Below are 21,733 nucleotides of genomic sequence, written 5' to 3'. Positions count from 1 at the left end.
ATGTTATTGTCAATCTTTGTCGTTAAATCGTTGATATATTGCAAGTTACGATAGATATATTCGAAAAATCGTTGATATAATTTCATTTACCGACATGTATATATATGATTTACCGAAAACAAACAGGGATGTCACTCAGTCAAAAAAGTGACATCCCTGTTTTTAATTCTCAGCAGAATAAATAATATCTAAATTCCCGTTTTGATCGGTTTTGAAAATCGGGGCAATTTGCTCTTCTTGCTCTTCGACCGAAACAAGTTTTCGAGCACGATCCATAATTCGAACAAGCATCGCGTAATCTTCTTCGATTGCTTGTTGTTTTTTTGTGAGTACCGCTAATTTCGTTTCAAGTTCATGATTCGTTTTTTGCAGAGAAGTGAGCTGAGCTTGTAATACATCATTTTCAGTTTGCAACTTTGCGAGTGAAGGGTTATTATGCTCCAAGTTTTGCAAAAATGAGATGACATTTTGCATCGTAAGTTCTTGTTTACTTGGCGTAATATCTTCAGAAAACTCAGCATCGATTACGAGTTGTTTCGTTTTCGTGAACTGATTTTTTTCTATTTTAGCTTCAGAGCGCTTTAATTCTTTACGTTGTTTCTTCGCAAGCTGCACAGCATCTTCGTAATTCGGCCTTACTTCAGCATTCCATCTAAAGCCGCAAGCTGCTGAAGTCCGGTTCAACGTATCGCCGACTTCATCAAATGCTTTTATTTGTGTACTTCCGCTGCGAATATGTCGTAAAACAGTTTCTGCTAAAAGGAGATCATCTTCTTTTGTCCATGCATCTTGACGTGTTTTCATAAGCGAAGCCTCCATAATGGTGACGTTTTCGTTTATGTTACCCTTTATTTTTCGTTTTATTCGAAGTTTGTAATCTTTCATAAACAGTAGAAAGTGCTTGCTCAAATTTCCCTGTCGTTTTCGGTTTATAATATTGCTTGTTTTTTATTTTATCAGGTAAGTATTGTTGCCTTACCCAGCCGTTTGGATGGTCGTGTGGATATAAATATCCAATGCCTCTTCCAAGTGATTCTGCGCCTTTGTAATGACTATCTTTTAAATGGCTTGGAATGTCACCTGTTTGACCGTTGCGTAAATCGTGTAATGCAGCATCAAGTGCTTTATAAGCTGAATTTGATTTTGGTGATAAGCATAGCTCGATAACGGCATTTGCAAGTGGGATGCGTGCTTCTGGGAATCCAACTCGTTCAGCTGATTCAATTGCAGCTAGTGTACGTGGTCCAGCTTGTGGGCTAGCAAGTCCAATATCTTCATAAGCCATAATAAGAAGGCGTCTGCCAATACTTTGTAAATCACCTGCTTCAATAAGGCGTGCTAAATAATGGAGCGCTGCATTTACATCACTTCCGCGCACTGATTTTTGAAATGCTGATAATACGTCATAATGAGCATCGCCGCCTTTGTCGTGAACGAAGCTCTTTTTTTGTAAGCATTCTTCTGCAATCTCGAGTGTGATTTCAGCCGCTTGATCGTCTGTAGTAAAGCTAGATAATACAGCAAGCTCAAGTGCGTTATAAGCAGAACGCATATCACCACCAGAGGCATTTGCAAAGTGATGTAGTGCTTCATCTGTTACCGTTACAGCATATTCTCCAAGGCCTTTTTCTTTATCTTCTAAAGCTCTTTTTAACCCAATTAAAATATCATCTTCTGTTAGTGCGTGTAATTCGAAAATTTGACACCTGCTTCGAATAGCGGAGTTTATTGCATGGAATGGATTACTTGTCGTTGCGCCAATTAAAGTAAGAAGTCCGCTTTCTAAGTGAGGTAATAGAAAGTCTTGCTTTGCTTTATCTAGACGGTGAACTTCATCTAAAATTAAAACGAGGTGTCGATGCATCTTCGCTTCTTGCACGACAACTTCCATATCTTTTTTATTGTGAGTAACAGCATTCAATAGACGAAACGGGGTACCGGTACTTCCAGCAATTGCACTGGCAATGGATGTTTTTCCTGTACCTGGAGGACCGTATAAAATCATAGATTGAAAATGATTGGCTTGGACCATTCGCCATAAAATCTTTCCTTCACCAACTAAATGTTGTTGCCCAATAATTTCTTGAATATTTGTAGGGCGCATTCGATGTGCGAGTGGTTGTTTCATTTGGACCGTCTCCCTTAATATATAATCTCGTTCTATCGTATCATTTTTTTCTACGAAATTTGAAATAGGATGCTGTTTTATGGGAAAAATAAAGGATAATATTTTCATTTTTCTTTCAATTGTAATAATTCCCGAGTTTTTCAATGTGATTTTATGTTATCATTTTGATACACAAGTTGAAATTTCTTATAATACTATATTATGCTATAATTTCATAGGATTTTAAATTGTGTTCTTTTTATAAATAAGATATAACCAATAGAAGTGAAAATTTGAAAAGAGGTGCAAAATAGATGAAAATTTCAACGAAAGGCCGCTATGGCTTAACAATTATGATTGATCTTGCAAAAAAGTTTGGTGAAGGTCCGATTTCATTAAAATCAATTGCGCAGGCGCATGACTTATCCGAGCATTACTTAGAGCAATTAATTTCACCACTTCGTAACGCTCGTCTTGTAAAGAGTACGCGCGGGGCATATGGCGGATATGTATTATCTGATCAACCGGCTAACATTACAGCTGGGGATGTAATCCGTGTATTAGAGGGACCGATTAGTGTTGTAGAAATGATAGAAGAAGAAGAGCCAGCGCAGCGCCAGTTATGGATGCGTGTTCGTGATGCGGTGCAAGAAGTGTTAGATAGTACAACGTTAGAAGATTTAGTACGTTATGAGGAAGAAAATCACGGGGGCTATATGTTTTACATTTAATTCCTTGTGAAACGATTTGGAAAGAAGGAGATTTAATGGAACGCATTTACTTAGATCATGCTGCGACATCTCCGACTCACCCAGAAGTGGTCGAAAAGATGATTCCATATATGACAGAAATATTCGGGAACCCGTCTAGTATTCACTTTTATGGACGTCAAACTCGTCACACAGTAGATGAGGCGAGAAGAGTGTGTGCACGCAGCATTCATGCGAATCCGAATGAAATTATATTTACGAGCGGTGGTACAGAAGCTGATAATTTAGCGCTTATCGGTGTAGCACGTGCGAACCGTCATAAAGGTAACCACATTATAACGACGCAAATTGAACATCATGCGATTTTGCATACGTGCGAATTGTTAGAGCGTGAAGGGTTTGAAGTGACATATTTACCTGTCGATGAAACAGGGCGCATTCAAGTTTCTGACATACAAAAGGCATTAACAGAAGAGACGATTCTTGTATCTGTTATGTTTGGGAATAATGAAGTAGGGACGATGCAACCGATTGTGGAAATAGGAAAGCTGTTAAAAGAGCATCAAGCGTATTTCCATACAGATGCGGTACAAGCTTACGGTTTAGTAGAAATTAATGTGAAAGAGTTTGGTATTGATTTATTATCAATTTCAGCTCATAAAATTAACGGGCCAAAAGGTGTAGGTTTCTTATACGCTGGTGCAAATGTGAAATTTGAACCGTTATTAATAGGCGGAGAGCAAGAAAGAAAACGCCGTGCTGGTACGGAAAATGTGCCTAGTATTGCTGGGCTTCAGTATGCAATTCTTATAGCTGAAAAAACTCGTGAGCAAAAAAATGCCCAATATGAAGAGTTTAAAGATATAATGGTATCTGTCTTCAAAAATGAAGGCATTACTTTCGAGGTAAACGGAAACTTAGAACATCGCTTACCGCATGTACTTAATGTAAGTTTTACAGGAATGAACATTGAACCTTTCCTTGTGAACTTAGACTTAGCTGGCATTGCAGTATCAAGTGGTTCTGCTTGTACAGCTGGTTCGATTGATCCATCACATGTATTAGTAGCGATGTTTGGAAAAGACTCCGATCAAATACGTTCATCCGTACGCTTTAGTTTTGGACTTGGAAATACGAAAGAGCAAATTGAAAAAGCGGCGTACGAAACAGTGAAAATCGTGAAGCGATTAACACAAAATTAGCATGGGAGGTGACATGATGAACAAACTACCTCACGAAACACGCGTTGTCATCGGAATGTCCGGTGGCGTCGATTCATCTGTAGCAGCACTTTTATTAAAAGAGCAAGGTTATGATGTAATCGGAATTTTTATGAAAAACTGGGATGATACAGATGAGAATGGTGTCTGCACAGCAACAGAAGATTACAATGATGTAATTGAAGTGTGTAACCAAATTGGTATTCCGTATTATGCAGTAAACTTTGAAAAACAATACTGGGATAAAGTATTTACGTACTTCTTAGATGAGTACCGAGCTGGTCGTACACCAAACCCAGATGTAATGTGTAATAAAGAAATTAAATTTAAAGCATTTTTAGAGCATGCAATTGCGCTTGGTGCGGATTATGTGGCAACAGGCCATTATGCACGCGTTGCTTATATGGACGGCGAATATAAAATGCTTCGCGGTGTTGATGACAATAAAGATCAAACATATTTCTTAAATCAATTAAGCCAAGAGCAATTATCAAAAACAATGTTCCCATTAGGTGAATTAAAGAAACCGCAAATTCGTGAAATGGCGAAAGAAGCTGGCTTAGCGACAGCGGCGAAAAAAGATAGTACAGGTATTTGCTTCATTGGTGAGCGTAACTTTAAAGATTTCTTAAGTAACTACTTACCGGCACAACCAGGTGTAATGCAAACATTATCTGGTGAAGTGAAAGGGAAGCATGACGGTTTAATGTATTATACAATTGGACAACGTCATGGCCTTGGAATTGGTGGTAATGGTGATCCATGGTTTGCTGTTGGGAAAAATCTAAAAGAAAACATTTTATATGTTGATCAAGGATTCCATAACGAACTTCTATATGGTGATGAAGTTATTGCTACGAATGTAGGATGGGTAAGTAACAAAGAAAAAGAAACAGAATTTAAGTGCACGGCGAAATTCCGTTATCGTCAAGAAGACAATAAAGTAACGGTTCAAATCGTTGATGAAAATACAGTTCGTATTCTTTGTGATGAGCCAATTCGTGCAATTACACCAGGACAAGCAGTCGTTTTCTATGATGGAGATGAGTGCTTAGGCGGTGCTACAATTGATGAAGTGTACCGTAGTGGTAAGAAATTGGATTATTTAGGATAAATGAGAAGCCTCTGCCGATTAGCGGTTAGAGGTTTCTTTTACATAAAGCGAATTTTCGTTCGCTTGGAAAATACATTCTTTGTTATAATTTGTTGTAGAGGTGAAGGACATGTCAAACAAACTTGAAACAGGTATTCAATATATGCAAGAAGGAAACTGGGAAGAAGCAGCTAAAAATTTTACAGAAGCAATCGAAGAAAATCCGAAAGATGCGCTTGGGTACATTAATTTTGCAAATTTATTAGACGTATTAGGTGATAGCGAGCGAGCGATTTTATTTTATAAACGTGCACTAGAGTTAGATGATAAATCTGCAGCAGCCTATTATGGTTTAGGAAATGTATATTATGGCCAAGAGCAATTTACTGAAGCGAAAGCTGTATTTGAACAAGCAATGCAAGCTGGATTACAATCAGCTGATGTAACATTTATGTTAGGTATCACACATGTACAGCTTGGAAATGATCGTCTTGCACTACCATTCTTACAAAGAGCAACAGAATTAGATGAAAACGATGTAGAAGCTGTATTCCAGTGCGGACTTTGCTTCGCGCGATTAGAACACGTTCAAGAGGCGAAACCTTATTTTGAAAAGGTATTAGAAATGGATGAGGAGCATGCAGATGCGTATTACAATTTAGGTGTTGCGTACGTATTTGAGGAAAATAATGAGAAGGCTCTCGCTTTATTTAAGAAAGCAATTGAAATTCAGCCAGATCACTTTTTAGCGGGTAATGGCGTTCGTTTATTAGAGCAAGAAGCTGAATAAGATAAAAATATAGTTTAATGGGTAGTTATCCCTCATCTAAAAAGGTGGGGGATGTACTGCTCATTAAAGTGAAAATACTGGAAAGGAGAGGAAAAATGGGAAATCAACATGCAATGGATTTGTTTGAGGAAGAGAAAAAGTTTATAAAAGCGCAAGTTCTTCATACCATTTTCCACAACGAAGAAAACCTCTATTCCGTTGTCAGTATGAAAGTCATTGAAACGAATGAAACGTATGACGAAAAGAAAGTAATGATAAACGGTCATTTTCCCCGCATGCATGAAGATGAAGTGTTTACATTGACAGGTCATTTTAAGGACCATCCAAAGTATGGAAAACAATATATGGTTGAAACATTTAAAAAAGAATTGCCGCAAACAAAAGCAGGTATGGTGCAATATTTAGCGAGTGATTTATTTAAAGGGATAGGAAAGCGTACAGCTGAAAAAATTGTGGACCATCTCGGAGAACATGCTATTTCTAAAATTATGGATGACCCTGAGGCATTAAATGGTGTTGTTAATAAACAAAAGGCTCAGGAAATATATGAGACAATTGTTGAACATCAAGGGCTAGAGAAAGTAATGAGCTTTTTAAATGGCTACGGTTTTGGAACGAAGCTTTCTATTAAGATTTACCAGCAATATAAAGAGATGACATTAGAAGTGATTCGTAATAATCCGTATCAACTTATCGAAGAAGTGGACGGGATTGGTTTTGGAAGAGCGGATGATATAGGGCGTGCGTTAGGGATATCGGGTAATCATGACGACCGTGTACGCGCAGGATGTTTTTACACATTAGAGAATGTCTCATTACAACTTGGTCACGTTTATATGAGGAAAGATCAACTTGTAAGAGAAACGATGTCACTTTTAAACAATCAAGAAGGAAGAGTGACTGAGGAAGATATTATAGGTTGTATTGAAACGATGCAAAGTGAAGGGAAAGTCATCATAGAAGAAGAACGAGTGTATTTAGCAACGTTATTCTACTCTGAGAAAGGTGTTGTAAAGTCTATTCGCAGGCTTATGAATCAAGAAGAAACACCTTCATTTCCAGAAGCAGAAGTGTTAAAAACGTTAGGTGAAATTGAAGAACAACTGAACGTACAATATGCACCGTTTCAGCAAGAAGCAATTCAAACGGCACTTCATAAACCGATGATGTTATTGACAGGTGGACCAGGAACAGGGAAAACAACAGTTATTAAAGGGATTGTTGAAATGTATGCATCACTACACGGGTTATCGTTAAATCCGAATGAATACAGTGATGATAATCCATTTCCAATACTATTAACAGCTCCAACAGGAAGAGCAGCGAAGCGGATGAGTGAATCGACAGGACTTCCAGCTTGCACAATTCACCGTTTACTTGGTTGGACGCCAGAAGGATCTTTCCAGCGTAATGAAACGGATCCTGTCCAAGGTAAGCTCCTTATTATCGATGAATTTTCAATGGTTGATATTTGGCTTGCAAATCAGCTATTTAAGTCGTTGCCGACGAACATTCAAGTTATCGTTGTAGGTGATGAAGATCAGTTGCCATCTGTAGGACCTGGACAAGTATTAAAAGATTTATTAAATGCAGGCGCAGTTCCGACAGTGAAGCTTACTGAAATTTATCGTCAAGCGGAAGGCTCATCAGTGATTCAACTTGCCCATGCGATAAAAAATGGAACTCTACCACCAGATTTAGCACAAAATCAAAAAGATCGTTCATTTATCGGCTGTACAGGAGCTCAAATTGTTGAGGTTGTGAAAAAAGTTTGTGAAAATGCTAAAACAAAAGGCTTTAGCGCAAGAGATGTACAAGTATTAGCACCGATGTACCGCGGGCCTGCTGGTATTAATGTATTAAACGAAGCGCTGCAACAAGTATTTAATCCGAAGAGGGAAAAGAGTAAAGAAATTGCTTACGGTGATGTTGTGTACCGAAGAGGCGATAAAGTACTGCAACTCGTGAATCAGCCGGAGAGCCAAGTGTTTAATGGTGATATTGGGGAAATTGTTTCGGTGTTTTATGCGAAAGAAAACGTTGAGCAACAAGATATGATTATCGTTTCATTTGATGGAATTGAGGTAACGTATACGAAGCCCGATTTAAATCAAATTACGCATGCATATTGTTGTTCCATTCATAAATCACAAGGTAGTGAATTTCCGATTGTTATTATGCCAATCGTGAAAAGTTACAACCGTATGTTACGTCGTAATTTAATTTACACGGGCATTACAAGAAGTAAGAAGTTCCTTATTATTTGCGGAGAGGAAGCAGCTTTCCAATCTGGTGTAAATCGCCTTGATGATGCAATGCGTCAAACAACCTTAGCTAGTCGCTTGCAAGAATCACAAGGAGAAGTACAGATGGTCACAGTTAATGGCGAGGAAATGGACGTGGAAAACATTTCACCGTATGATTTCATGTAACAAGGTGAAATTATATAGTGAAACTTTCAAACGCATAGCGTTGAAAGGCTCCAGTAAAATGTATAAATGAATGCAGTTTGGACATAATGGCGAATAGAATCTGGGAGACTGTAAGGAGATGAAAGCCATATGTTTATTTGTCCAAATTGCAAAGGGAAAGACATTGGAAAAATAGGTGTCAACCAATTTTATTGCTGGAATTGTTATATCGAATTATCGGTTTCAAAGGGGAAAATCCATACGCATCAAGTTGAGGAAGATGGTTCACTAAGCTCTCTTGATGATTTATTTGATGAGAATGAAAGAACGATCGGATAACGAAAAGGGGGATTTACTTTGAATCTACGCAATTCATTAATCGCATTAGGTGTTGGAGCTGCAGCATATCAATATGCTCGTAAGCAAGATGTATTTTCAAAACGCAATATGAAAAAAGCACGTAAGATGATTAAGTCTTACTTATAATCATTTCGATAAAGTGAAAAACTCCCTTGTAGACAAGGGAGTTTTTTTATGCACCCATATGCAAATAAAAAAGTCCGATCTCTGAGAAAAGATAAGATAGACCGTAGCAGCCAACGCCAAGTATTCCATACTGCCATAATTGCTTCGCTTTTTCTTTACGTGAGGAATGAATAAAGAACCCCTTCCAAATACCGAACCCGATACAAATCCATTCAAGAATCATAAAAAGTGCTGATAATCCAAGCATAAATAAAACCATAATTAGCCCTCCTGATTATATTAATTCATGCTGTATTCTCAGGGGTGGTTGTCCTTGTTATGTTATTTATATGTACGTCTTTAAAAAACAGTATGGTCCGTATGAAAAGATTTTAAAAGTTTCGCACATAACCTACCCCATTTATTTTCAAAATAAAGGTGGAGGAGGTTTTTCATGTGAAGAATCTTAAAATCATTTGGATATATCGTTTAGGATTATTGTTACTTGTTTTTCTTTGTCTGCTCGTCTTTTTAAAAATTAAGCCGCTATGGGCACCGATTATTTTTGTATTTAAAGTAGCAATCACGCCGTTTCTTATCGCGTGTTTTATTGCGTATTTATTGCACCCTTTAATTGAAAAAATTCATAAGGAAGGGATGCCCCGTACACTTGCCATTTTGCTCATTTATATCCTTTTCTTTGGCGGAATTGGTTATGGGATTTATAAAGGAACACCAGTCGTTATTAAACAGTTACAAGAGATTAATGAACAATTTCCGCAGTTTACAAAAATGTACGATTCGTGGATGGATGGCGTTACAGAACAAACGGCGAATTTCCCTTCGTTCATTCATGAAAAGGTGAAACAACTTTTTGTGGGTGTGGAAACGAAGATTCAAGCGCTTTTAAATAAAGTGATGAGTACAGCTCGTGGTGTACTCGATTCATTGCTCATTATTTTCTTAATACCGTTCATTGTATTTTACATATTAAAAGATTATGGTGAGTTTTATCATATCTTTTGGAAACTAGTCCCAAGTAAATGGCGAGGTACGGGGCAAATGCTTGCGAAAGAAATTGATAAATCACTTGGAAGTTATATTCGAGGACAGTTATTTGTTTGTTTAGTATTAGGGGGAGTATCAGCTCTTTCTTTTTGGTTTATCGGTATGAAATATCCATTATTGCTTGGCATTATTATTGGGGTAACGGATATAATCCCGTACTTCGGTCCTATTTTAGGAGCAATCCCGACGTTAATGATTGCAGCAACAGTATCAACGAGTTTACTTATTAAGGCGGGGATCACAATTGCGATTTTGCAATTTGTGGAGAGTAACATTTTATCGCCTTACATCGTTGGTAAGTCACTTCGTATGCATCCCGTTATTATTATGCTTGCCTTACTAGTTGGGGGAGAGGTAGCTGGGATTGTAGGGTTGCTAATATCGGTTCCGATTTTAGCAGTTATTCGCACTGTCATTGTTCATGTGAGACCGCTCTTGAAAAAAGAAGATGTGTAAGTATAGAAGCCCTCTATGTAAGAAATAGAGGGCTAATCATATATTTATTTAGAAAGCTGCTCGTGTATCTTTTGAACGAGGGAGCTCACATCATTTGTTTGAATATGTTTTATTTTTTTCCATTCGTTATCATACATAAATACAATTTGATTGTTGAAAAGACGCTTTTGTTCTTTTAGATTAGAAATTTTTGCGAAAGAGTACTCTTCAAATATTGGATTCTTACTTACATCTGGCCCATAAAAGAATAGCCTTTTGTTCGTTAAAATTAGCAATCCTGGCCTTGCGACGGAACGATAAATAAATATGTCTAATGAACATGCTGCGTAAAATAATATCGTTTCGTCAGTCGCTAATATGTTTTTAGCTTTGCTAAGTAAGGTTGTCATTGTGATCGCTCCTTTATTTTATTAACAATAATTTAATTATAACAAAAAGGTAATATTTAGAAATTTTTATAAATTATTCTTATAAGGAGATTCCGATTTATTAATAAATGCATACTATATGAAAAGGCTGTTAAGAATGAATAGTAGAATACTTATGATTAATAAGTAATTAATCCAATATAAATGATTATCTACATTGACAAACTTAAGAGAATTCTATTATATTTAGTCATATAATACATTAAATCAATGACGGAACAAGTACGTTACAGTCCATTTATAGAGAGAAGCTTCCATATGGCTGAAAGAAGCTTTAAATGAAGGGTAACAGAAAGCTAATCCTGAGAGCAGCTAATCACTGCCGTCTTGCCACGTTACGGCACCATGAGGTGATGAATTGATTGTTATTGTAATCAATTCATAATTAGGGTGGTATCGCGAGTTAACTCTCGTCCCTTTTATAGGGACGGGAGTTTTTTATATTTAAGGAGGAAAATACAATGAAACAACTAACAGGCGCACAAATTCGTCAAATGTTTTTAGACTTTTTCCAAGAAAAAGGACATGCAGTAGAACCTAGTGCATCACTAGTTCCGCATGAAGATCCATCTCTTCTATGGATTAATAGTGGTGTAGCTACATTAAAAAAATATTTTGATGGACGTGTAATCCCACAAAATCCACGTATTACAAATGCTCAAAAATCAATTCGTACAAACGATATTGAAAACGTAGGGAAAACAGCTCGTCACCATACATTCTTTGAAATGTTAGGAAATTTCTCAATTGGTGATTACTTCAAAGAAGAAGCAATTACATGGGCTTGGGAATTCTTAACGAGCGACAAATGGATCGGATTCGATAAAGAATTACTATCAGTTACAATCCATCCAGAAGATGAAGAAGCATTCACAATTTGGAATGAGAAAATGGGCGTTCCAAAAGAGCGTATTATTCGCTTAGAAGAAAACTTCTGGGATATCGGTGAAGGACCAAGTGGACCGAATACAGAGATTTTCTATGACCGTGGAGAAGCTTACGGTAATGACTTTAGTGACCCAGAATTATATCCAGGCGGAGAAAACGAGCGTTACTTAGAAGTATGGAACCTTGTATTCTCTCAATTTAACCATAATCCAGACGGTTCATATACACCACTTCCTAAGAAAAACATCGATACAGGGATGGGTCTAGAGCGTATGACATCTATCGTTCAAGATGTGCCTACAAACTTCGATACAGACCTATTCATGCCGATGATTGGTGCAACAGAAACAATTTCTGGTGAAAAATATCGTAATGGCGATTTAGAAAAAGATATGGCATTCAAAGTAATTGCTGACCATATCCGTACAGTAACATTCGCTGTTGGTGACGGTGCTCTTCCATCTAACGAAGGCCGTGGTTATGTATTACGTCGTTTATTACGCCGCGCTGTTCGTTATTCGAAGAAATTAAACATCAATCGTCCATTTATGTTTGAATTAGTACCGGTTGTTGGAGAAGTAATGAAAGACTTCTATCCAGAAGTACTTGAAAAGAAAGATTTCATTGCGAAAGTTGTGAAGAACGAAGAAGAGCGTTTCCATGAAACACTTCATGATGGTGAAGCGATTTTAGCTGAAGTAATTGCAAAAGCAAAAGAAGAAAAAACAACTGTTATTTCTGGAGTAGATGCGTTCCGTCTATATGACACATACGGTTTCCCAATTGAATTAACAGAAGAATATGCAGAAGAAGCTGGCATGACAGTTGATCATGAAGGCTTTGAAAATGAAATGGAAAAACAACGTGAGCGTGCACGTGCTGCTCGTCAAGACGTTGATTCTATGCAAGTTCAAGGTGGTGTCCTTGGAGAAATTAAAGTAGCGAGCGAATTCGTTGGTTACGGTACAGTTGCAACAGAAAGTAACGTTGTTGCACTTGTGAAAAATGGCGAATACACAGACAGCTTACAAGCTGGTGAAGAAGGACAGTTAATTCTTGATGTAACACCATTCTATGCTGAGAGCGGTGGACAAATTGCAGACCGTGGTTACCTTCTTGCTGATGGCGTGAAAGTTCTTGTAAAAGACGTACAAAAAGCACCAAACGGCCAAAACTTGCATAAAGTTGTTGTTGAAGAAGGAACATTAACGAAAGATGCGGCTGTAAAAGCTATTATCGATACGAAAAATCGTAGTAGCGTTGTAAAAAATCACACAGCAACTCATTTACTACATCAAGCATTAAAAGACGTACTTGGAACACACGTTAACCAAGCAGGTTCTCTTGTAACTTCTGAACGTCTACGCTTTGACTTCTCTCACTTCGGTCAAGTACAAGCTGACGAATTAGAAAAAATTGAGCGTATGGTAAACGAGAAAATTTGGGAAAGTATTGATGTTGAGATTTCTCAAAAAGCAATCGAAGAAGCGAAAGAAATGGGTGCAATGGCATTATTCGGTGAAAAATACGGTGATGTTGTACGCGTTGTACAAGTTGGCGATTACAGCTTAGAGCTTTGCGGCGGTTGTCACGTTGATAACACAGCTTCTATCGGTATTTTCAAAATCGTTGCTGAGTCTGGTATCGGTGCAGGAACTCGTCGTATTGAAGCAGTAACTGGTAAGTCTGCATACGAATTAATGAACGATCAAGTAGGTTTATTAAAAGAAGCAGCAGGAAAAATGAAAACAAATCCGAAAGATATTTTAACAAGAGTTGATGGTCTATTTGCTGAAGTGAAACAACTGCAAAAAGAAAATGAATCTCTTGCTGCGAAATTAAGCAATATCGAAGCTGGAAACTTAACTGATTCTGTAATGACAGTTGATGGTGTGAATGTATTAGCAGCGAAAGTAAATGTTGCAGATATGAATAACTTACGTACGATGATGGATGATCTGAAAAATAAATTAGAGTCAGCAGTTGTTGTATTAGCGTCTGTTAATGACGATAAAGTAAACATCCTAGCAGGTGTAACGAAAGACTTAATTAGCCAAGGTTACCATGCTGGTAAACTTGTGAAAGAAGTAGCTTCTCGTTGCGGCGGTGGCGGTGGCGGCCGTCCTGATATGGCACAAGCAGGCGGTAAAAACCCAGCTCAAGTCGAAGAAGCTTTAGCATTTGTACAAGAGTACGTTAAATCTGTTTCAAAATAAAGAGATAGTAGTGTACAATGGTAGGGAGAGGAGAAGTTCTTCTCCCTATACTTACTATATAAGTGAGGTGCTTGAAATGGACGGTTTTGATAAAACAATGAAGTTTAGCATTCAAGATGAAAAACAGAGTGTCCATGTAAATGATGTACTTTTAACTGTGTATGATGCACTTCAAGAAAAAGGCTATAATCCGATTAACCAAATCGTCGGTTATTTATTAAGTGGAGACCCAGCATACATACCTCGCCATAAAGATGCACGTAGCATCATTCGCAAGCTTGAACGTGATGAGTTAATTGAAGAGCTTGTGAAGTCTTACTTGAAACATCATCGTGAGGAGTAGTTTATGCGGATATTAGGTTTAGATGTAGGTACAAAAACAGTCGGAGTTGCAATTAGCGACGAAATGGGCTGGACAGCACAAGGATTAGAAACAATTAAGATTAACGAAGAACGAGGTCACTTTGGTTTTGATCGTATTTCTGAGTTAGTAAAGCAGTACAATGTGGACAAGATAGTAGTAGGTTTACCTAAAAATATGAATGGTACAATTGGCCCGCGTGGTGAAGCGTGCCAACAATTTGCAGAAAACCTACGAGAGCTGTTACAATTAGACGTTGTAATGTGGGACGAGCGTTTGTCAACAATGGCAGCGGAACGTCTGCTCATTTCAGCCGATGTAAGCCGTAAGAAGCGAAAGCAAGTAATTGATAAGATGGCTGCAGTCGTAATCTTACAAGGATTTTTAGATAGTAAATAAGAGGTGACCAAAATGGAAGAAAATCAAATTACAATTGTAGACGAAAAAGGTAACGAACATTTATGTGAAATTATTTTCACTTTTGACGCTGAAAAATTTGGAAAAAAATCATACGTAGTCTTCTCTCCAATCGGTGAAGTAGACGAAGATGGAGACCAAATTTATGATGCAATGGCTTATGAGCAAAATGAAGAAGAGGGCGGAACTTTACTTCCAATCGAATCTGAAGAAGAGTGGGAAATGGTACAAGAAATGTTCAACACTCTAGCTGATGAGCAAGAAGCTGAATAATAAGTACTGAAAAGATGGACGACATACAGTCCATCTTTTTTTGTATTTATATGTAAAATGAAAGATTTTTTGTCGAAACTGTGTAAGTCTTTGTAGTATAATGAGACGGATTGTAGAAAAATAAAGTGTCAATTAAAAAAGATAAGTGAATTTTTAGCGTTTTTACATCGTGCTGTATAGAAAGGTGTACATACGGTCTACAATTAAGTAAGGAGGAAATGTTTTGATAGAGAATCAAGTGAAAAAGAAGCGTAGACGCATCTTTTTATTTTCGATTATTGCACTGCTTTTAGTTTGTGGTTCAGTCTATGCGTATATTTCATCCGCATTAGGACCAGTTGATAGCGGGAATAAAAAAGAGATTGAAGTAGAAATTCCGAAAGGATCATCTACAAGTAAAATTGGAGAAATTTTAGAAGAAAAAGGCGCTGTAAAAAACGGTACAGTTTTTAGTTTTTATACAAAGGCTAAATCGAAAAGTTTACAAGCAGGTACATATTTATTAAATCCTTCAATGAATGCTGAAGATGTGATCGAACAAATGTCATCTGGCAATGTGCATCGTCCGGCTCTTTATAAAGTGACGATTAAAGAAGGGGCGCAAGTAACTGAAATTGCAGAAACGATTGCGACAGAACTAAAGTGGAATAAAGATGATGTTACGCGTCAATTAAACGATAAAGCATTTATTCAAAAAATGCAGCAAAAGTATCCGAAGTTATTAACGGATAAAATCTTTGATAGCAATATTAAATACCCATTAGAAGGTTATTTATATCCTGCAACGTATTCGTTTTATAAGAAAGATACGACGTTAGAAGAAATTGTAATTCCAATGCTTGAGAAAACAAATGCAATCATTGTTCAAAATGAGGCGAAAATGAAAGCGAAGAATTGGGATGTTCATCAGCTTTTAACATTATCTTCACTTATTGAAGAAGAGGCAACTGGTTTTACAGATCGTCAAAAGATCTCTAGTGTCTTTTATAATCGTTTAGCAAAAGGTATGCCGCTTCAAACGGATCCAACGGTATTATATGCACTTGGAAAGCATAAACAACGTGTATTATACGAAGATTTAAAGGTCAACTCACCGTACAATACGTATGTTGTAAAAGGATTGCCGGTAGGGCCGATCGCAAACTCTGGTAAACATTCAGTAGAAGCTGCGTTAGAACCTGCGCAAACAGATTATTATTATTTCTTAGCTGCACCAAGTGGTGAAGTGTACTATGCGAAAACATTAGAAGAGCATAATGCATTAAAGCAAAAATACATTACGAAAAAATAGTGAAATGGGGAGGGATAGCGAAAAAAGTCGCACATCCCTCTTTTTTGTGGTAAAATATATCGGGTTAAAAACTGGCAGAAGAATCGTTTTTAATATCAAAACGGGACGTACAAGCTAAGGATAAAGCTGGCTTGTATTTTTATTGCATTCTATGTGTGAAAAGACGTCATAGAGGCACTTCTCCATGTAAATAAGGAGGACCATTTATGGAGGATGCAGTTAACGAGTACCTATTATCATTTATTGATCCGAAAGATAAATTAATTCTTGAAATGGAAGAATATGCAACAGAAAATCATGTGCCGATTATGGATCGACTTGGAATGGAATTTATGCTGCAATTTTTACGTTTAATTGGACCGAAAAGCATTTTAGAACTTGGAACAGCAATCGGTTATTCTAGTATTCGTATGATGCAAGCTATTCCAAATTCACGTATTGTGACAGTTGAGCGCAATCGTGAGCGATATGAAAAAGCACTTGAATATATAGAACGTTCCCCAGTAACAGATCGTATTTCAGTTATTTACGGTGATGCGTTAGAGACAGGTGAACAAGTAAAAGAACACGGGACATTTGACGTTATTTTTATTGATGCAGCAAAAGGACAGTATCGTCGCTTTTTTGACTTATATGAACCGTTATTAAATCCTGGTGGCGTAATTATTTCAGATAATGTTATGTACCACGGTCTTGTAACGACAAAAGAGAAAATTGAAAACAGACGTACACGTGGTTTAATCCGTCGTATTAAGACGTACAATGAGTGGCTTATGAACCATGAAGGATATGATACAACGATTTTCCCAATTGGTGATGGAGTAGCTGTTAGTAAAAAGAGAGGGTGACCAAGGTATGAAGAAACCTGAATTGTTAGTAACGCCAAGAGCGGTGGCGGATATCGAACAACTTGCGAAAGCAGGAGCAGATGCGGTAATGATCGGTGAGCAAAAGTTTGGTTTACGTTTAGCAGGGGAGTTTTCACGTGAAGATGTAAAACAAGCTGTGAAGATTGCACATGAAAATGGTGTGAAAGTATACGTAGCCATGAACGCTATGTTCCACAACGATAAAGTAGAAGAATTAACAGATTACGTTTCATTTTTAAACGAAGTAAATGTAGATGCAATTGTTTTCGGAGATCCAGCGGTATTAATGGCTGTTCGTGAAGTAGCACCAAATATGCAGTTGCACTGGAATACAGAAACGACAGCAACAAACTGGTTCACTTGTAATTACTGGGGACAAAGAGGATCAAAGCGTGCTGTATTAGCTCGTGAGCTTAGCTTAGATGAAATTGTTGATTTAAAAGAAAATGCTGAAGTGGAACTGGAAGTACAAATTCACGGTATGACTTGTATGTTCCAATCAAAGCGTTCATTAGTAGGAAACTACTTTGAGTATCAAGGACGTAATCTTGACATTGAAAAGAAAAAATATGAAGAGAATATGTTCTTATATGACCCAGAGCGTAACAATAAATATCCAATTTATGAAGATGAAAATGGTACTCACATTATGAGTCCGAACGACATTTGTTTCATCGATGAATTAGAGGAACTAATCGATGCTGAAGTTGATAGCTTAAAAATCGACGGTGTACTAAAAAGCTCTGAATACATTATTGAAGTAACGAAGAAATATCGTCAAGCGATTGATTTATGCGTAGAAGATCGTGATGCATATTATGACGTGAAAGATGATCTATATAAAGAAATAGAAGAAATGCAACCAGTAAATCGTCCGTTAGATACAGGATTCTTCTTTAAAGAAACGGTTTACTAAACGAGGAGGGTGTAGGAAATGACTGTACAAGAAATTTCACGAGTGATCGATGGCAAACGTGTTATTGTGAAGAAACCTGAACTGTTAATCCCTGCGGGTAACTTAGAAAAATTAAAAGTAGCTATCCATTACGGGGCAGATGCTGTATATTTAGGTGGACAAGAATTTGGTCTTCGTTCGAATGCAGGTAACTTTACGCTAGAAGAAATGGCAGAAGGCGTTGAGTTTGCAAAGAAGTATGGAGCAAAAATATACGTAACAACAAATATCTTTGCACATAATGAAAATATGGACGGGCTAGAGGAATATTTAAAAGGGATTGAAAAAGCTGGCGTAACGGGAATTATCGTTGCTGATCCGCTTATCATTGAGACTTGTAAACGCGTAGCGCCTTCTGTTGAGGTGCATTTAAGCACACAGCAATCACTATCCAACTGGAAAGCAGCACAGTATTGGAAAGAAGAAGGTTTACATCGTCTTGTATTAGCTCGTGAAGCAAGCTATGAAGAAATGAAAGAAATTAAAGAAAAAGTGGATATTGAAATTGAAGCGTTCGTCCATGGTGCAATGTGTATCGCATATTCAGGAAGATGTACATTAAGTAACCATATGACAGCGCGTGATTCTAATCGTGGTGGTTGTTGCCAATCTTGCCGCTGGGATTATGATTTAGTTCAAACAGTATCACAACATAAAGATGCAAAAGAGCTTCCTCTATTCCAAGAAGGAGATGCTCACTTTGCGATGAGTCCAAAAGATTTAAATTTAATTTTATCAATTCCAAAAATGATTGAAATCGGAATCGATAGCTTAAAGGTAGAAGGACGTATGAAATCAATCCATTACGTAGCGACTGTAGCAACTGTATATCGTAAAGTAATTGATGCGTATTGTGCGGATCCAGATAACTTTGAGTTTAAACAAGAATGGTTAGATGAGCTTGATAAATGTGCAAATCGTGATACAGCTCCTGCATTCTTTGAAGGGGTTCCAGGACATCAAGAGCAAATGTTTGGAAATCATAGTAAGAAAACAACGTATGATTTTGCTGGTTTAGTGTTAGATTATAATGAAGAAACGGGCATCGTAACGATTGAGCAACGTAATCATTTCAAACCAGGACATGAAGTGGAGTTCTTTGGACCAGAAATAGAAAACTTTACGCAAACGGTGGAGAAAATTTGGGATGAGGATGGAAACGAATTAGATGCAGCGAGACATCCGTTGCAAATCGTGAAATTCAAAGTGGATCAACGAGTGTATGTGAATAATATGATGCGCAAAAGCATACTTCAATAAGAAAGAGTGATAGTCGAATGGGGACGAATAAGCCTGTTGTAATTGGAATTGCTGGTGGTTCGGGATCAGGTAAAACGAGTGTAACGAAAGCGATTTTTGACCATTTTAAAGGTCATTCTATTTTAATCTTAGAGCAAGATTATTATTACAAAGATCAAAGCCATTTACCAATGGAAGAGCGTTTAAAAACAAATTATGATCATCCGCTTGCGTTTGATAATGATCTGTTAATTGAACATTTGCAGCAGTTGCTTGCATATGAGCAAATTGATAAGCCTGTATATGACTATACATTGCATACGCGTTCAGAAGAAATTATTCCGGTTGAGCCGAAAGATGTAATTATTTTAGAAGGAATTCTTATTTTAGAAGACCCACGTCTTTGCGAGTTAATGGACATTAAATTATTCGTTGATACGGATGCTGACCTTCGTATTCTGCGCCGCATGCAACGTGATATTAAAGAGCGCGGTCGTACGATGGATTCTGTTATCGATCAGTACGTAAATGTTGTACGTCCAATGCACAATCAATTTATTGAGCCTTCTAAGAAATTTGCGGATATTATTATCCCTGAAGGTGGACAAAACCACGTTGCAATTGATATTATGGTGACAAAAATTGCAACAATTCTTGAACAAAAAGTAAATTTGTAATAGCATAGTAAAAGATATACGGTAGGAAGGGATTTTTTCCCTTCTTATCGAATACAATGAAACATGCAACCTCATCTATATATAGGTGAGGGCATATTTATATCAACTTTCCATACATATCTTCTTTATATAAAGAAGAATTGGAAATACGGGGTTGTATGTGACAACTCCGCTAGTGCAAGGGTACTAGAAACCTCCGCTAACAATGGAAGCGGAGGAGTTTTCATATGGAACTCCTCTTTTTTTTCGGGGGATTGGTATATAAAAGGAGTGGAAAATATGTCAACAGAAAAAACATACCCTATGACGCAAGAGGGTAAGCAAAAACTAGAGAACGAACTTGAGCAATTAAAAACAGTAAGACGTAAAGAAGTAGTAGAACGTATTAAAATCGCACGTAGCTTCGGGGATCTTTCTGAGAACTCTGAGTACGATGCAGCGAAAGATGAGCAAGCGTTCGTAGAAGGACGTATTACACAATTAGAAAATATGATTCGTAACGCAGTTATCATTAAAGATACTGGCGAAATATCTACTGTTGTTACATTAGGTAAAACAGTAACATTTAAAGAATTACCAAACGGAGATGAAGAAGCGTATACAATCGTAGGTAGCGCGGAAGCTGATCCATTCGAAGGAAGAATTTCTAACGATTCTCCAATCGCAAAAAGCTTATTAGGTAAGCAAATTGGTGAGAAAGTAACAATCCAAACACCAGGCGGAGAAATGCAAGTAGAGATTGTCTCTGTAAAATAAAAAAAAGATTCTCCTATCGGGAGAATCTTTTTTTTATCCCGCTATTTGCCAGACAGTAAGACCACCATCTCAAAATTCAGCGGAAGCAAAGAAGTTAGGTGGGCGTCGGACTGCTCGTAAACGCCCGCTTGGTGAGGGCTAATTAAAGTTTCTTTTTATCTGTAGAATAGAAAAATTTGTGTAAACCTTAGAGTAATTCGACAAAAAATGTCAAAAAAACATTTTAAGCTTTGATATCATAATTAGAGACCATAGTTTTTAAAAGGGAAAAGGGGCTAATTATGAAACATAAAATCTTTACAGGATTGGTTTGTAGTATCTCTATATTAGGACTTGCTGCATGCGGAACGAATGAAGAAACTACATCATCAAAGGGAGAAAAAGTAAAGCAAGAAGAAAAAAAGGATATTAAAGCAACTGAGAGTTCAAAAGCCTTAGAAAATCCACAAGATAAAAAGGAATTTAATGATTTTGATGTAGCGTATCAATTAGCAATTGTCATGAAAATATTTCAAGATGTAACGATTAAGTATGATTACGCAATTGGGAATCCAGATTATTTATTGCGAGATTCGATGGATCAAAAAACAATAGATGATATGAAGAATATGTTACAAGAACAGGCGAAGAATAATGATAAAATTTTAAAAGATGAAGTGAATCAAGCATATACATATTTAAAACAATCGAAAGTAAGTAATAAAGATGATATTCAAAAAATAATAGATGCACAAAATAATTATTTACATATTGTAGATGAGATGATTACTTGTATTGATTCTGTAACAGTTGAGAATGCAAAAGAAAAAAGAAATGAAATGGATAATCTTAGTAAGGATTATTTAAAAATAGCGGCTAATGTAACAACCACTGTAATTGAAGTTGCTAAAAACACTGGAGTGAATGAAACTGAATTTAGATCGCTTCTTATGAAATTTTTAGAGGAGCCAAAGAAACAATAATAGCCTTATATAATATCTGTTTTTGTTTTGGAGATTGTATAAATAAAATAGTACCTCGTCTAAACTACAATAGACGAGGTG

General features: G+C 37.0%; 23 protein-coding genes and 1 other annotated feature. Of the genes, 19 read left to right on the top strand and 4 right to left on the bottom strand.

What is annotated here, in order from left to right:
* Positions 1-162: 162 nt before the first annotated feature.
* Together NST27_RS21545 and NST27_RS21540 are read right to left on the bottom strand one after the other, a co-directional pair.
* Entirely contained in the window at positions 163-804 is a 642-nt protein-coding gene (locus tag NST27_RS21545; RefSeq protein WP_000857722.1) for an RsfA family transcriptional regulator, read from the bottom strand.
* 37 nt (positions 805-841) lie between these two features.
* Complete coding sequence (locus NST27_RS21540) at positions 842-2,128, bottom strand: replication-associated recombination protein A (RefSeq protein WP_000812919.1); 1,287 nt, start codon at positions 2,126-2,128, stop codon at positions 842-844.
* 293 nt (positions 2,129-2,421) lie between these two features.
* Here NST27_RS21540 and cymR point away from each other — a divergent pair, with 293 nt between their 5' ends.
* The 7 genes from cymR to NST27_RS21505 all read left to right on the top strand — a co-directional run bounded on the left by cymR (position 2,422) and on the right by NST27_RS21505 (position 8,817).
* Positions 2,422-2,838 (top strand): cysteine metabolism transcriptional regulator CymR, encoded by a 417-nt coding sequence (gene cymR / locus NST27_RS21535; protein WP_000704116.1) that lies wholly within the window; start codon positions 2,422-2,424, stop codon positions 2,836-2,838.
* Between the two features lie 35 nt (positions 2,839-2,873).
* Complete coding sequence (locus NST27_RS21530; protein WP_000439893.1) at positions 2,874-4,019, top strand: cysteine desulfurase family protein; 1,146 nt, start codon at positions 2,874-2,876, stop codon at positions 4,017-4,019.
* A gap of 16 nt (positions 4,020-4,035) precedes the next feature.
* Complete coding sequence (gene mnmA, locus NST27_RS21525; protein WP_001038010.1) at positions 4,036-5,151, top strand: tRNA 2-thiouridine(34) synthase MnmA; 1,116 nt, start codon at positions 4,036-4,038, stop codon at positions 5,149-5,151.
* Positions 5,152-5,260: 109 nt separating this feature from the next.
* Positions 5,261-5,920 carry a tetratricopeptide repeat protein gene (locus NST27_RS21520; protein ID WP_000066407.1) on the top strand — a complete coding sequence of 220 codons (660 nt, stop codon included), beginning with the start codon at positions 5,261-5,263 and terminating at the stop codon, positions 5,918-5,920.
* Positions 5,921-6,015: 95 nt separating this feature from the next.
* Complete coding sequence (gene recD2 / locus NST27_RS21515; RefSeq protein WP_000528086.1) at positions 6,016-8,352, top strand: SF1B family DNA helicase RecD2; 2,337 nt, start codon at positions 6,016-6,018, stop codon at positions 8,350-8,352.
* A gap of 129 nt (positions 8,353-8,481) precedes the next feature.
* On the top strand, positions 8,482-8,670 hold the full coding sequence (locus NST27_RS21510) for a hypothetical protein (RefSeq protein WP_000469281.1): 189 nt from the start codon (positions 8,482-8,484) through the stop codon (positions 8,668-8,670).
* An 18-nt stretch (positions 8,671-8,688) separates the two neighbouring features.
* A complete protein-coding gene (locus tag NST27_RS21505) occupies positions 8,689-8,817 on the top strand; it encodes a YrzQ family protein (protein ID WP_001053553.1) in 129 nt (42 codons plus the stop codon).
* 46 nt (positions 8,818-8,863) lie between these two features.
* Here NST27_RS21505 and NST27_RS21500 read toward each other — a convergent pair whose 3' ends face one another.
* Positions 8,864-9,076 (bottom strand): hypothetical protein, encoded by a 213-nt coding sequence (locus NST27_RS21500; protein WP_000242535.1) that lies wholly within the window; start codon positions 9,074-9,076, stop codon positions 8,864-8,866.
* Between the two features lie 176 nt (positions 9,077-9,252).
* Here NST27_RS21500 and NST27_RS21495 point away from each other — a divergent pair, with 176 nt between their 5' ends.
* Complete coding sequence (locus NST27_RS21495; protein WP_000793128.1) at positions 9,253-10,320, top strand: AI-2E family transporter; 1,068 nt, start codon at positions 9,253-9,255, stop codon at positions 10,318-10,320.
* Positions 10,321-10,364: 44 nt separating this feature from the next.
* Here the strand turns inward: NST27_RS21495 and NST27_RS21490 are convergent, their stop codons facing one another.
* Positions 10,365-10,709, bottom strand: coding sequence for a PH domain-containing protein (locus tag NST27_RS21490; protein WP_000209579.1), 345 nt, complete (start codon positions 10,707-10,709; stop codon positions 10,365-10,367).
* A gap of 240 nt (positions 10,710-10,949) precedes the next feature.
* Positions 10,950-11,169, top strand: a binding site (T-box leader).
* A 40-nt stretch (positions 11,170-11,209) separates the two neighbouring features.
* Between NST27_RS21490 and alaS the strand changes: the two genes are divergently transcribed.
* The 11 genes from alaS to NST27_RS21435 all read left to right on the top strand — a co-directional run bounded on the left by alaS (position 11,210) and on the right by NST27_RS21435 (position 21,652).
* Complete coding sequence (alaS, locus tag NST27_RS21485) at positions 11,210-13,852, top strand: alanine--tRNA ligase (protein WP_000811825.1); 2,643 nt, start codon at positions 11,210-11,212, stop codon at positions 13,850-13,852.
* Positions 13,853-13,928: 76 nt separating this feature from the next.
* A complete protein-coding gene (locus NST27_RS21480; RefSeq protein WP_000348590.1) occupies positions 13,929-14,195 on the top strand; it encodes an IreB family regulatory phosphoprotein in 267 nt (88 codons plus the stop codon).
* Between the two features lie 3 nt (positions 14,196-14,198).
* The gene (gene ruvX / locus NST27_RS21475; RefSeq protein ID WP_001221193.1) at positions 14,199-14,612 is read left to right on the top strand and encodes a Holliday junction resolvase RuvX; all 414 of its coding nucleotides are present in this window, start codon (positions 14,199-14,201) and stop codon (positions 14,610-14,612) included.
* Between the two features lie 12 nt (positions 14,613-14,624).
* On the top strand, positions 14,625-14,903 hold the full coding sequence (locus tag NST27_RS21470) for a DUF1292 domain-containing protein (protein WP_000392247.1): 279 nt from the start codon (positions 14,625-14,627) through the stop codon (positions 14,901-14,903).
* Between the two features lie 223 nt (positions 14,904-15,126).
* Positions 15,127-16,194 (top strand): endolytic transglycosylase MltG, encoded by a 1,068-nt coding sequence (gene mltG / locus NST27_RS21465; protein WP_000572137.1) that lies wholly within the window; start codon positions 15,127-15,129, stop codon positions 16,192-16,194.
* 206 nt (positions 16,195-16,400) lie between these two features.
* Positions 16,401-17,042 carry an O-methyltransferase gene (locus tag NST27_RS21460; RefSeq protein WP_000389102.1) on the top strand — a complete coding sequence of 214 codons (642 nt, stop codon included), beginning with the start codon at positions 16,401-16,403 and terminating at the stop codon, positions 17,040-17,042.
* A gap of 7 nt (positions 17,043-17,049) precedes the next feature.
* On the top strand, positions 17,050-17,979 hold the full coding sequence (locus NST27_RS21455; RefSeq protein ID WP_000742807.1) for a peptidase U32 family protein: 930 nt from the start codon (positions 17,050-17,052) through the stop codon (positions 17,977-17,979).
* Between the two features lie 18 nt (positions 17,980-17,997).
* Positions 17,998-19,278 (top strand): peptidase U32 family protein, encoded by a 1,281-nt coding sequence (locus NST27_RS21450; RefSeq protein ID WP_000217974.1) that lies wholly within the window; start codon positions 17,998-18,000, stop codon positions 19,276-19,278.
* A 17-nt stretch (positions 19,279-19,295) separates the two neighbouring features.
* On the top strand, positions 19,296-19,934 hold the full coding sequence (gene udk / locus NST27_RS21445) for a uridine kinase (protein ID WP_000537078.1): 639 nt from the start codon (positions 19,296-19,298) through the stop codon (positions 19,932-19,934).
* Positions 19,935-20,213: 279 nt separating this feature from the next.
* Positions 20,214-20,690, top strand: coding sequence for a transcription elongation factor GreA (gene greA / locus NST27_RS21440; protein WP_000102590.1), 477 nt, complete (start codon positions 20,214-20,216; stop codon positions 20,688-20,690).
* A 281-nt stretch (positions 20,691-20,971) separates the two neighbouring features.
* Complete coding sequence (locus tag NST27_RS21435) at positions 20,972-21,652, top strand: hypothetical protein (protein WP_047386868.1); 681 nt, start codon at positions 20,972-20,974, stop codon at positions 21,650-21,652.
* The last annotated feature ends 81 nt before the right edge of the window (positions 21,653-21,733 follow it).

Origin of the sequence: Bacillus sp. FSL W8-0770 (assembly GCF_038008705.1) — a bacterium.
In the GTDB taxonomy this organism is placed as follows: domain Bacteria; phylum Bacillota; class Bacilli; order Bacillales; family Bacillaceae_G; genus Bacillus_A; species Bacillus_A cereus.
The sequence above is the reverse complement of the archived record's forward strand: the minus strand, read 5'-3'. Positions and strand labels throughout refer to the sequence as shown.